At 41.1% G+C, this 11,720-nt stretch carries 11 protein-coding genes and 1 pseudogene; 4 read left to right on the plus strand and 8 right to left on the minus strand.

The window, feature by feature from the left end; genetic code table 11:
- From CDG79_RS35985 to CDG79_RS44440, 3 genes are all read right to left on the minus strand, one after another.
- The coding region (locus CDG79_RS35985; RefSeq protein ID WP_143855682.1) for a ParM/StbA family protein at positions 1–904 on the minus strand (904 nt) is incomplete at its 3' end.
- Positions 905–1,321: 417 nt separating this feature from the next.
- A complete protein-coding gene (locus tag CDG79_RS35990) occupies positions 1,322–1,819 on the minus strand; it encodes a hypothetical protein (protein WP_223278548.1) in 498 nt (165 codons plus the stop codon).
- 60 nt (positions 1,820–1,879) lie between these two features.
- Complete coding sequence (locus CDG79_RS44440) at positions 1,880–2,551, minus strand: hypothetical protein (RefSeq protein WP_223278549.1); 672 nt, start codon at positions 2,549–2,551, stop codon at positions 1,880–1,882.
- Between the two features lie 294 nt (positions 2,552–2,845).
- Here CDG79_RS44440 and CDG79_RS36000 point away from each other — a divergent pair, with 294 nt between their 5' ends.
- Positions 2,846–3,673 carry a ParA family protein gene (locus tag CDG79_RS36000; protein ID WP_094346371.1) on the plus strand — a complete coding sequence of 276 codons (828 nt, stop codon included), beginning with the start codon at positions 2,846–2,848 and terminating at the stop codon, positions 3,671–3,673.
- A complete protein-coding gene (locus CDG79_RS36005) occupies positions 3,673–4,842 on the plus strand; it encodes a ParB/RepB/Spo0J family partition protein (protein ID WP_094346372.1) in 1,170 nt (389 codons plus the stop codon). The genes CDG79_RS36000 and CDG79_RS36005 overlap by 1 nt, the downstream gene beginning before the upstream one ends.
- 37 nt (positions 4,843–4,879) lie before the next feature.
- On the opposite strand, the gene CDG79_RS41710 is transcribed toward CDG79_RS36005, so the two are convergent.
- Complete coding sequence (locus CDG79_RS41710) at positions 4,880–5,116, minus strand: hypothetical protein (RefSeq protein ID WP_143855683.1); 237 nt, start codon at positions 5,114–5,116, stop codon at positions 4,880–4,882.
- 540 nt (positions 5,117–5,656) lie between these two features.
- On the opposite strand from CDG79_RS41710, the gene CDG79_RS36010 reads away from it, so the two are divergent.
- Positions 5,657–6,406: an SDR family NAD(P)-dependent oxidoreductase gene (locus CDG79_RS36010; RefSeq protein WP_094346373.1), complete on the plus strand. Its 750-nt coding sequence runs from the start codon at positions 5,657–5,659 to the stop codon at positions 6,404–6,406.
- A 189-nt stretch (positions 6,407–6,595) separates the two neighbouring features.
- Here CDG79_RS36010 and CDG79_RS36015 read toward each other — a convergent pair whose 3' ends face one another.
- From CDG79_RS36015 to CDG79_RS36025, 3 genes are all read right to left on the minus strand, one after another.
- Positions 6,596–8,221 (minus strand): strawberry notch C-terminal domain-containing protein, encoded by a 1,626-nt coding sequence (locus tag CDG79_RS36015; protein ID WP_223278550.1) that lies wholly within the window; start codon positions 8,219–8,221, stop codon positions 6,596–6,598.
- Positions 8,222–8,374: 153 nt separating this feature from the next.
- Complete coding sequence (locus CDG79_RS36020) at positions 8,375–9,028, minus strand: hypothetical protein (RefSeq protein WP_223278551.1); 654 nt, start codon at positions 9,026–9,028, stop codon at positions 8,375–8,377.
- A gap of 147 nt (positions 9,029–9,175) precedes the next feature.
- A complete protein-coding gene (locus CDG79_RS36025; protein WP_094346377.1) occupies positions 9,176–10,639 on the minus strand; it encodes an ISLre2 family transposase in 1,464 nt (487 codons plus the stop codon).
- 396 nt (positions 10,640–11,035) lie between these two features.
- Here CDG79_RS36025 and CDG79_RS36030 point away from each other — a divergent pair.
- Positions 11,036–11,197, plus strand: a pseudogene (locus CDG79_RS36030) (porphobilinogen synthase); the annotation flags it as partial.
- Positions 11,198–11,242: 45 nt separating this feature from the next.
- On the opposite strand, the gene CDG79_RS36035 reads toward CDG79_RS36030, so the two are convergent.
- Positions 11,243–11,590 carry a hypothetical protein gene (locus CDG79_RS36035; RefSeq protein ID WP_094346374.1) on the minus strand — a complete coding sequence of 116 codons (348 nt, stop codon included), beginning with the start codon at positions 11,588–11,590 and terminating at the stop codon, positions 11,243–11,245.
- Between the last annotated feature and the right edge of the window lie 130 nt (positions 11,591–11,720).

Here is an 11,720-nt window from a genome sequence, read left to right on the forward strand (position 1 = left end):
AAAGCCCAGAGACATTAGCTTCCACCGGATTATCCAGAATTTTGAAACCGTTCTTCTCTAATAGCTTCTTAAATCCAGGTAAGAGGCAACCTCCACCAATCGCCCAGATTTCATCCCCCTGATGCTTGGCATCCAATGTGAGATTCACCACTTTCTTCAAGTATTTTTCATACCAATCTTTTAAAGAAGCACTGTATATATCTTTGATATCGATATCACGGCTGTACCTGGTATGCCCCATTTCCAGACAAAATCGGATTTTGGAGGCATCCCCAATTTTTCCGCCATTCAAATGTTTCATTTTTTGGGAGATATCATCGATGAGAACTTCTACACCAATAGGGTAAGCAGTGTGAACTTCTCGCTGACCCCGGTTATAACGAGAATACAGGGTTGTTCCATTGCCAAAGTCTAAAATGGTTAATTTTTTGGGTAGTGGATGCCCAAACAATGCACCCATTCCCTCTAGCACAACTTTCAGCACTTCTACTTTCACGTCTGATTGTTTGCCAGCAAGTATCGGCTGATATTCCCCACTTAATACTTTCTGTAATTCGTCAGCCAGAGCAACGTCATGTAAGCTGACGACTAATTTTAAGTGCCAAGCCTTACGGTGTGGCAGATGTGCCAACGCACCGAACAAAGTCAATAATGCATTATTGACTTTGTTTTCATTATTGTCTGTGTTGCGGTCAAAATAATTTCCTGTACGGTAAGCTGACTCTCCAACGGTGTAAGCAGTGCCGTTAAAAACTACACGCCCTGGCACATCTTCCATCTCGGCATTGGTTATATAACTCGGCACACGAATTACTTCAAAGCCATCTACTAAAAGTTTTAGGCTTCCGTAACCGTTATCGAAACCCGCAGGAAAAATTTTTTGTAACGTGTGAATGTTTGACATAAATACAAAGGTAATACACTTTATTTGTGAAAGTTATCTGTTCAAGTGATCTGCAAGGGCAAGAGAAAGAAGAATAAAATAACTTCCCCTTTTTTTTCCTAATCTCAAGAGCTTATCATAACCCCTTGGGGGCTAAATGGGGTACAAAATGTTAGCCAGTCAAATATACCCTACATAGCACCTACATGCACCCTATATAGGGGTCAAAATCTCACCAAAGTCTTTAACTATTGTTGGGGTATATAAAGCCCCCATACAGCCCCCAAGAAGAATTTTTGAAATATCTTTTATCAACGGAGCAAAAATTAAATTAGATCATCGTTGACTCTTTGATTTATACTTTACTATCAATTTTTTGTTGAAAAGCAATTCAGTTTTGATCTTTAACTTCTTGCTGACTATGTAACGAGTGCGTTATTACTTGCTTACAGGTTCAGCTTTCTCAACTGAATCATCATTAATACCCAAAGTCAATTCCAAAGGAGTTTTTTGGGCGTAAGTTTTTACTACTTGCCGATAAACATCATAATTAGTAGGTAGTGTCTGCTGAGTATTACCCACTCCGTAGGTCAATTTGTACTTTACATCTTTCACCAATTCAGGTTTTCCTGCCTCTTCTTGAGGTCTTTTACGTTGTTCAACTTCATCAACACCTGGTCGTGGCGGTAAAGTAGGCCACCATAGCCCTCGGTCATCTGGGCCAACAACTGCTCCTAGCGGTTTCAATCCATTCCGATTCACCACTGAAGTATTCGCAAAGATTTCAATACGTGGCTGTGGTTGACTGGTTAGGTTATTCGCATACTTAACTTGCCAGGAGTAACTGGTGAGTGCTGTAGCTTCATACTGTTCAGCAGTAGTATTGCTGCAACTAATTAGTGTCAGTGCCGTTATTATTGAGGGTAAAAATCTCATTTGCATTATCAGTTGTAAATATCTTTCACCAATCACTCTTGAAGAGGGAGTGTGTCATCATTACTGCCAAGGTGAAGGTATCGCCGTAATCGAAAGCACTTCCCTTGCTTGCAGTCTAATTGCTGTTTGCTCACAGTTGGGGCATTTTACCTTTGTGAAAATCACTGAAGGTCGTCCTTTGTACTCGCCCATTACGGGATCTCCAGTGTACTCGCTGATCATCCCCTGCTTGCAGTGGTAGCACTCGAATATCACACGCCCTACCTCCAAGTTGCAATCCAAAAATTGCATGTGCTGACAGGGTTCTGGCGGTAATTCTGGTTCTTCGGAACGGTCTTGGAAGGGTATATGAGGTTTGGCTGCTGGTGGTGAATCTATTTTTTTCTTGTTGCGCTTGCCAGTCACCTGCGGCTCAACTTTTGGCGGTTTCAGGGGTTTTTCCTTGACAGGGGCATGACCAGGCTGTTGGTCAGTCGTGAGTTCTTCCGGCAACTTGTCATCAGCCGGGGTAGGACTAAATAGCTCTTGTTTCTCTGGTGGTTTATATGCGCTCTCGGTTGACTGAGCTACTGTTTTTGGGACTGTATGAATAGCAGGTGTTTCCGCTACATCTTGGTATGGTTCTACTTGAGCATCACTGTTGGTCAATTCCTGCACTTCTGGTTGTTTAGCCGCAGGGATGTGCTTGATCAGTTTTGGTTGTGGCTTGGGTGGTCGCTTAGTAGATTCCATGCTCATTGGAGTCGAAGTTTTTGACAGACTATTTTAAATGTAACTATAACTATCCTTATTGCTTCTGCTTTTTAAGGCAACTTGTAGATGCCATATATAGTATTCTTTTAAAACTCAACCTCTACAGTCATTGATGACCTTGCATAAATCGGCTAATATTTAGTGCAACATTTTTATAAAAATTAGATAAATTACACTAAGCTCCTGCATGGAGTAGCATTACTCCATGCAGGAGCTTAGAATTTTCTCAAAAAGTGGAGTAACGTTACTCCATAAGCCTTTAGTTTTTGAGCTATGAAAAAGAAAGCAGTTAAAAGAAAAATTAGATTAGATGTTAAATCCAATGCTGGTGGAACTGGAAAAACAACTTTAGTAACACATTTAGCGTACATCCTTGGCAAAAAAGGTTACTCAGTCACAGTTATTGAACTAGACCCATTAGGTTCTCTTAAAATCTTTACGGGAGCTTTTTCACAAACTGAAGATCCTCCTCCTGAAAAAACCCTAGCGTCTGTTTTCAGGGATGATTTCAAAGGCAATTACCCTTTGTTCCCTATTTGGGAAAACAAAATCCATAATGTCAATGTTATTTTAGGCGGCGCTCCGTTAGAAGAAAGTATTCATAAAATTTACTCTCATTCCAGAAAATATTACCTGCTTCATGATCGTTTAGAAGACTATCCGCTTGAATCTGACATTATTATTCTGGATAACCCAGGTGGTCTGGAACCTATGGGTCTAGTAGCTTTAGCCGCAGCGACAGACATATTGGTTGTAATGCAGTTAGAATATAAAGCTTTGTATGGTTCAGCAGGTTTGATTAATTGGTTTTATGACAAGATCAACGAGTTACGACTACGACCAGAGCCTAAAATCTTAGGGTTTGTACCATCACAAGTAAATATAAAGAAAGTAGCCGCCCATCGAAACATTGGAGAAGAAATCCCTAATCAGTTACAAGAGCTTGGAATTTCATGTTTTCCGCCAATTAGAGAATCAAACCAATTTATTAATGCGAGTGGAGTAGGGCAACCCATTCATTTATTTGCACCTGCTTGTGAAGCTATTAAAGACTTTGACCCCATCGTTACCAAAATTATAGAGCTAATGAGTCAGGACTAATGCTAAAACCAGATATTTCTAATGCGTTTGCAAATGCAGGACAATCCCAAAAAATTCATCATTTAACTAAACGAGTTGAGGAACTCGAAGCTGAAATTAATCAACTTCGAGCCGTGGAAGTTGATAGTGAAGAAAAAATTGTTCTAGAAGCCCGTATTCAAGAGCTAGTTACAGAATTAGCTGACAAACAAGGAGTTTCAGAAGTTCCAATTAACTTGATTGATCGAAATCCTCGCCAGCCCAGACAAACTTTTACTAAAGCCAGTATACAGGGAATGGCTGAACTCCTTAAAAACCAAGGACAACATACTCCTGTAATTCTCATTCCTCTATCTAATGGTAGATACTTATTATTTGATGGAGAAAGACGATGGCGAGCAGCACCTCAGCTTGGATGGAAAACACTAAAAGCTGTATATATAATTACTGAAATTGAAGCAAATGACCGCGAACTTCATCGGCAAGCTCTTTCAACAACTTTGCATAGAGAGGATCTTAATGCCCTTGACTTAGCAGAATCTTTGATTCAACAAATTATCTATGACTATCCTGAGTTGGAAGAACAGAAAGATTCCATACCACGCTTACTTAACGCCACAATGAGCCGATTAGAGCGTAACCGTAAAAATTTAGAACTGTCCGATATCCGATTAGCTTCTCCAGAAACTCAAAGGCAGTGGCTAGAAACTGTTGATTTCAAAAGTGCTGAAGAACAAAAAATATTTGATGTAATTTTAGCATTACAGCTTAACCCTACCTCTATTGATACTAATATTTTCCCTTTACTCAAATTATCAAAGGATTTAAAAACTGCTATTCGAGAGGAAGGGTTAGAGAGCAGCAAAGCTAAAGAATTGAATAAGCTATCTGCTACTCAACTAAAAATGAATGAAACTCAAGCTCGAAAAGCAAGAATCCAGCTAACTGAGAAGGTTATTCAAGAGAAACTTTCTTTAAGTCAAACAAAAGCTTTAGTAAAAGAGATATTAAAAAAGCAGAAATCCTCTGAAAACACAACTAACCAAAATAGTAAGATTATTAAAACAGTTAAAACTATAGGCGCTCTTGAGCTTGAGGGATTAGCTTATAATCAGCTTAAAGAAATTCGTCAGGCTCTAGAAGGTAAGTTAAAAGAAATTGATCAAAAAATGAAGGGCGCAACCTCCTAAATTCTATTGATGTAGAGAAGACGGGACTCAGAATATTTCAACTAGAAGCAAATAGTTGGGTACAAGCAATATGAGCCACTAAATGCTTGAGAGAACAACTGTCCATACTTCTCAAGTTCCCACTGCCAGCAAGAATGCTGTTCTCAACTCCACTAACGAGAAGATCCTTACTTGATGCACTTGTAATAGCCCTTATAAAATTATTAGTACCGCCAGTAATGTTTCCATCAATGTTAGGGTTGACAGTTCCTAGCCCTAGATTATCTGGAGTCACTTTGTTAGTTGCGATGATGGTATTGCTAGCAGTAAAGATACTTTAATCATTGCTAACTCCTGCACCTTTGCCAATACCATTGTTGTCAGAGTCAGGAGTGTTATTAGTTTGGAATTACCCGCAATACAAAGCACTTTTATCCAGCAACTACCCAGAACGAAGAATTATGTTTACCTGTAGCAATCACCACAAGCTGAAGTTTTACTGACTAACTGGTGAGATGGGTTGCATCAAGTAAGGAGTTGTTTGAGATTCAAGGCAAATGACGGCAAATCCATCTTCTGATTCATCTCGTCTACTATTTCCTCATGCTAGCGTCAAAGAAAATAGGAGAGTGCGACGCTCCATTTAAGACTAGATGATGATGTTTTATTCAAGGAAGCAGAAGGGGCAAGTGTCCTGACTCTTCCGGGCTGTAATTGCTAGGAGCAAACAATTCAATCCATAAAAGCGTTCAGTTGTTTAGTCTACTAATGAACGTGTAAAGCTCTCAAAGGTCAATTAACTTTTAGATAAAAAACAATAACGGAGAAACTAACAATGGCTGGTAAGTTGATCAACAAAGTGGCAATTGTAACAGGGGCATCGTCCGGTATTGGTGAGGCTACAGCATTGGCGCTGGCAGTCGAGGGCGCTACAGTAGTAATTGCTGCCCGTCGGAGCGATCGCTTGCAAGACCTAGAAACTCGTATTACTGGCACTGGTGGAAAAGCCTTATCGATTACTGCTGATGTTTCAGATGAGGCGCAGGTAGAAGCATTGGTGAACCAAACTCATGTAAAATTTGGCAGAGTTGATATTCTCATCAATAATGCAGGCGTGATGCTGTTAGGTCTGATTGACGGTGCAGATACAGAAGACTGGCGACGCATGATCAATCTCAATGTATTGGGATTGATGTATGCTACTCACAAAGTTTTACCTTTGATGAAGGCACAAGGTGTTGGGCACATCGTCAATATTTCATCAGTTGCAGGTCGAGTTGCAAACGCCGGAAGCGGTGTGTATAACGCCAGCAAATGGGCGGTTGGTGCATTTAGTGAAGCACTTCGCAAAGAGGTCTATCAAAATAACATCCGCGTCACGATTATCGAGCCAGGGTTAGTGGCAACAGAGCTACCGCAGCACATTACGAATTCCTCTGCAAAAGAGCAGGCAAAAAACTTTTATGGTTCGGTCAAAAATCTTGAGAGTGAAGATATTGCCAATGCGATCGTTTATGCCGTCACACAGTCGGCACACGTTAACGTCAACGAAATCTTGATCCGCCCAACTGAACAAGAACGATAATCACACTCTCTTAAAACTCAATACTCCCCCCTATATTAAAGGAGGAAAATCAGTTATAGTCTAGCGTGGCACTGCTAGGGCGTGTCTCTAGTCAATTACCAAAAGGGATTGTTAATACCGATTAGCTTATTAATCTTTTTTGAGAGTAAAAAGACCCAGGCATTTAATCTGGGTCTTTGAGGTTAGGAATTATCCCAAGATTTCAATCACAGCCGCTAGAATAGCTGGGGCTTTGTCTGAAACTGGAATGAACACCCGCTTTTGCCAGTTGATGATCTCGGTGAAGCAACCCACAGCTAAAAGTCGCTCTGCCAGTGAGATAGCATTAACCAGTTCTATGCGAGCTTCATTAGCAACGAAAGAACGTCGCAAGGTTACACCACCTGGCAACTGCTGTGTATATCTCTCGTTGAGTACCAGTGAGACAAGTTCTTCTGGAGAAAGCACTTGGTTCCTTAGTCCAAGTTGTTCGCGCACGGTTTGAATGTCGTGAGCATTCACCACCCGACCGAGAATCTTTTGCCCATCGCTGGTTTGTAGTCGGAATACTCGACTATTCTGCTGTGGCAGGATTTTCCAGATGGGTAGGAGAATACCAGTTACCAAATGCAGATAATCGGTTGTGAACTTGGGTAATTCGTTTACTTCAGTAGACCAAGCAGCAGCAAAGGTGTCAGCCGAAACCTGCCGCCAAGTGGAAGATTCCAAGTCTTGGACTGGTACGCGAGTTTCTTTCTGTGGGCGAATCAGCAAAACTCTTGGGACAACTCCACCCTCAGAGTCGAATAGACTATGCGTTGGAATTGTTATCGCCGCACGACCTTTCTCATTCACCATGAATTGCCCTTGGTACTTGGCAGCAAACTCAACCATCTCAATATCCGTTTTGATGTTGTTCTTCTGAACTCGCTCAATTTTGAGGTAGTTGGTGACGCTACCTGTGGCAGGGTGGGTGTAGACAGCTTCCTGGCTCTCAACAGTAAACCGTTCAGCCCGTAAAGTCTCTACACCCATCTCATAGACATCAGCCGCGATCGCTGCTTCAATCTGCTGGCTCAAGAGTAGTTCAAACCTCTCGAAAATGACGTTTTGCATATTGATGCGTAAAGCTAGTAGTCGATTGAGGAATTGACGTAGGGGTGGGAGGTCGATTTTCATGCCGCCTTCGTGGGAAGTGAGCGAGAGTCCTGTCATTTGCTCGAAAGTCCCCAAAGGCACTTGGGCAAACCGCCCTTGGAATATCTGCTTGAACAGTTCATACAGTGCATATTCGGCGTAGTTCGACTCAAGGTTATCTTTGTTTGAAAATATTCCGTTACCTCCAGTTTGCCTCTGTCCACGAGTGAGTGCGCCCAAGCTATCCAGCCTTCGGGCAATGGTTGAGATAAAGCGGCGTTCACCGATGACGTTAGTGGTAACAGGTCTGAACACGGGTGCAGATGCTTGGTTTGTGCGGTGCGATCGCCCAAGCCCTTGAATTGCGTTGTCTGCCCTCCAACCTGCTTCTAAAAGATAGTGCGATCGCCGCCGCCGATTCACAGCGTTGAGGTCAGCATGATAACTTCTGCCTGTCCCACCAGCGTCACTGAAAATGAGGATTTGTTTGTCACCCTGCATAAACGCAGCAGTTTCAGCAATATTCGCGCCACCACCGCGTGAATCCACAAACAAACGTCCAGATTCATCTTTTAACACCCGTTTGCTACGACCTGTAACTTCAGCCACTTGCTTGTTACCGAAGTGCCACAGCAATTGTTCTAATGCACCAGGGATTGGGTCAAGACTTGCTAACTTATCGACTAAGGCATCTCTCAAGGCTACAGCTTCTTGGGAGATAACTGGAGAGCCATCAGCGTCAAAGACTGGCTCGGATCTTTCTTCCCGCTTATAAAAACTTGGACAAAATTACCCACAGTAGGCAAAATTGTACAAAGGGAACTTAGCGGTATATGTTCCAAGAAATCGTCTTTAGTGCCGTAGCTTGCTTTTGCCAGATGGCTCTGACAATCGCTTGACCAAAGACCCCCAGTTAGAGATAGCATAGAAGTTGTGACGCTTGATGCTAGATTTCCGAATTAATTTATTTAGTTGGTTCCAGAGGCTCCATACGTGCTTTCCATCCTTCACGGAGAGATAGGCGGTTATGGAGCCGGGAATATTTTCAGTCAATCGCATACCACGCCGTGCAATAGCTAGAGCCGCAGCACAGTCAGAAGGTAGCCCATATTGTCGGGCATACTTCACCATACCAATGAGACTGGTATAGGCTGGATTGACTTTCATTAAGTAAATGCCACGATTGCTGGAAATACTGTCTAGTAATTGGTAAAAACGGCTATATGCCCAAGCAGAAAGCATCCGAGCATACTTTCTCCCATGTTCTCCCAGTTGCTCTTTCTTGGTATAAAAGTCTAATTTTTCACAAACAATTGGACAACAGAAAGCGTGAGCGAATCTCGTCAGTTGTAAGCAAGCATTAACAATCTGAGCGTCTTGTTTGCCTGATGGTAGTCCTATCGGGAGCAACGCGATTTTGTGAGGTTGGGCAAAAAAGGTGCGATCGCTAAAACTTACATTTGTGTATGAAGTAATTTTATTTGCAATTAATATACGTAATTGCACGATAAATCATCTTGATGAGATATCTCAAAAAGATTGGTAGTAAGTTATTTGACGATTATTTTCAAATATATCTGCAATAATTATTTAAGACTTGGTATCAATTATGGCAGAAAATCAGTTAAATGCCGAATTAAAGTATAAAATTTATCAGCAAGTTTGGGGTTTGATAAACGAATTAAAGATAGAATCAGAAAAATTATCCCAACTTTTAGCTATCCATTGACAACGGAGGTGCAACATAATTTCTGCGTTATCTTGAAGCCAAAACTTACTATTACCTTTCATCCGTAAATTAACAACTTGGCGAATTAAGCTTTCAACCGCGCCACTACCAAGAGGAAGTTTTTTCAAGGCAACAGAGTTATATTTTAAAAGCCTACGTCGGTAAGCTTTTAAAATATAATTTCGTTCTCGTACCAAAATTTTAAGGCGCTCTCCGTTCGCCTCAAAAATAAATTCACCCATGTTTCTCATTAAATCTAGTGCCTGACCTTTTTTTAAACTTTTTCGAGCCTTTTGAAACCATTGTTGACGCTCATTGTTTGTGTTAAAAGCAGCATCCGCAAAGTCTTGTAAATGTGATGCAGCGTGAAAAAAGTCTAATAATTGATAAGTTTCAGGTGGGCATTTTAACTTTTTGAGTAAAGGGGGAATATGTATCCAGATCCATTCTGCTCCATCCGCAATTAATAAAACCTGTTTCGCCTGACTAATGCCTAAATTAACCAAGTACATCTCTAATATCTGCAAAAATCCTTGATATCCTTGATAAGTTCCATCATTGGTAATTGAAACCTCTCCATTCCTGATTTTTTCACCTTGTTCATTCACTACATAAATTGTTAATAGTTTTGGCTCAATCCATTCTCCTGTAAAGCCTACACGATTAGTCTTAGCCTTACGTCTGCCTTTTTTATTAATCCGAATCCGTGTACGACCGCCATCTACAGCAATAACAACACGCTGGTCTTTAAGAGTATTACTCGTAGGTAAGTTACCAAGCTCTAAACTTGTTATTTTCGATTCACGTAAATTTATGCCAATTTTACCAAAGTAATATGTTAGCCGTTCTATGCGTTTTAGACTAATATTTACGCCCCAATCGATTAATGTTGTCCGTGCGGCCTCAAACGAGCCAGCAATTGCACCATATCGGGCAATAGTCGATAAAACTCCAGGGGTTAAACCCTCAGACATTCCCAAATATCTTAAAAATGGGCAAAATCCTTCATGTAAAGATTTTTGATTTTTCTTTGGTTGAGTCTGACGTTCAACTACATACGGTAATTTTAAAGTTACTGCGACATTGCCAACTGTTAATATTTGCCGTTCTTTACAACCATGTTTTTTTGTGCTTGTTTGCCACCACCCCTGTGTCTCCTGCTCTGCTTTATCTAAAAAATCTTGAGATTGTGACAGATTATGGAGTAATAAAGCTGTACATTCCCCTGCTAAAACTAAGGCAATTTCTCTAATTTTTTTCTCACGTTCTCTGAAAACGTTTCCATCCCATTCTGAGATATTCGTTAGTTCTAAAAATTTCGTGGCTTTTTCTTGAAAGTGTTCTAACGATTTGCTTAAATCAAAAGTAGAATATATATGATTTTTCATAAGCGCGTAGGCATTCCCCGTTTTGATGTCAGATATCAAAACCTTTACTCCAAAGGGAATCCTACCTTTTTTTAGGCAGAAATAATAAATCATATTTATATCTGAAAATAAAAATAAAATTCTAACAGTGTTAATACGGTCTTACTTGTTGTAAATATTTATATTGTACTGAAGCTAGTTTTTAGCGATCGCACCTTTTTTGCCCAACCTCACAAAATCGCGTTGCTCCCAAGCAATGTTTGACCTATGGCAAACGCAGCTTTATGACCATCTCCAGACATATGAAAAGGCAGCAGTCAAAGGTCAGCAAAAAGCGATCGCTCAGGCTGCAAATCGTAAATACCGAGTAAGTCTATTAGGGGTTTCCAATAATGATTATCATTTGTATCTAGTTCTATGTTACCTGCAAATTCAACTACCGACAAGCCATCGAACCCGTTCCAACGTCCCCGTCGTCTACGGCGGACAGCAACGCTGCGGCGGATGGTGCGGGAAACTACTCTTAGTGTTGATGACCTGATTTATCCCATGTTTGTCACCCACAGTAGACCAAAAAAATATTATGCAACTTAAATGCCGATTAGCTTATCCCTCGGAATCTATTTATAAAAAACTAGTAATCTGACGCAGATCGAGGATAATTTGAACAGCACCAACCACAGCTATAAACCCGATCAACTCCATAGCTGACAAACCCGCGCCAGCTACAGCGAGAATTAGAATAACAGCTGCTGCCACAAAGCGATACCCCGCCCGGACTTTGCAGCGTAGTCTAGTCTCAGTACTCACACCAGTAAGATAAATGATTCCAAGGGTAAAGAAGCACAGCGCTAAGCTAGCGCAAATTAGCCAGCGTTCAGCAGACGCCAGTACCAGACCTGTATCACTTGCTAGGGCGTGTTCCATCCCAACTCCGGTAGCGGCAATACTAATCACCAAGGGTAAGTGCATATAGAGGGACTTCCAGAAAATAAACTATTCCATTAACAATAATGATAATCATTTTAAAGGGGAATGAAGTGGCTGCCGTAGGCAGCCACTTCATTCCCCTTTTGTAGTAATTTAAATAATGACGCTTATT

The organism is Nostoc sp. 'Peltigera membranacea cyanobiont' 232 (genome assembly GCF_002245985.1).
GTDB lineage: Bacteria > Cyanobacteriota > Cyanobacteriia > Cyanobacteriales > Nostocaceae > Nostoc.

What these genes read in the sequence shown, in the direction of transcription:
- CDG79_RS35990 (WP_223278548.1), bottom strand. Translation starts at nt 1,819, where the DNA reads ATGAGATTTTTACCCTCAATAATAACGGCACTGACACTAATTAGTTGC.
- CDG79_RS44440 (WP_223278549.1), bottom strand. Translation starts at nt 2,551, where the DNA reads ATGGAATCTACTAAGCGACCACCCAAGCCACAACCAAAACTGATCAAG.
- CDG79_RS36000 (WP_094346371.1), top strand. Translation starts at nt 2,846, where the DNA reads ATGAAAAAGAAAGCAGTTAAAAGAAAAATTAGATTAGATGTTAAATCC.
- CDG79_RS36005 (WP_094346372.1), top strand. Translation starts at nt 3,673, where the DNA reads ATGCTAAAACCAGATATTTCTAATGCGTTTGCAAATGCAGGACAATCC.
- CDG79_RS36010 (WP_094346373.1), top strand. Translation starts at nt 5,657, where the DNA reads ATGGCTGGTAAGTTGATCAACAAAGTGGCAATTGTAACAGGGGCATCG.
- CDG79_RS36025 (WP_094346377.1), bottom strand. Translation starts at nt 10,639, where the DNA reads ATGAAAAATCATATATATTCTACTTTTGATTTAAGCAAATCGTTAGAA.
- CDG79_RS36035 (WP_094346374.1), bottom strand. Translation starts at nt 11,590, where the DNA reads ATGCACTTACCCTTGGTGATTAGTATTGCCGCTACCGGAGTTGGGATG.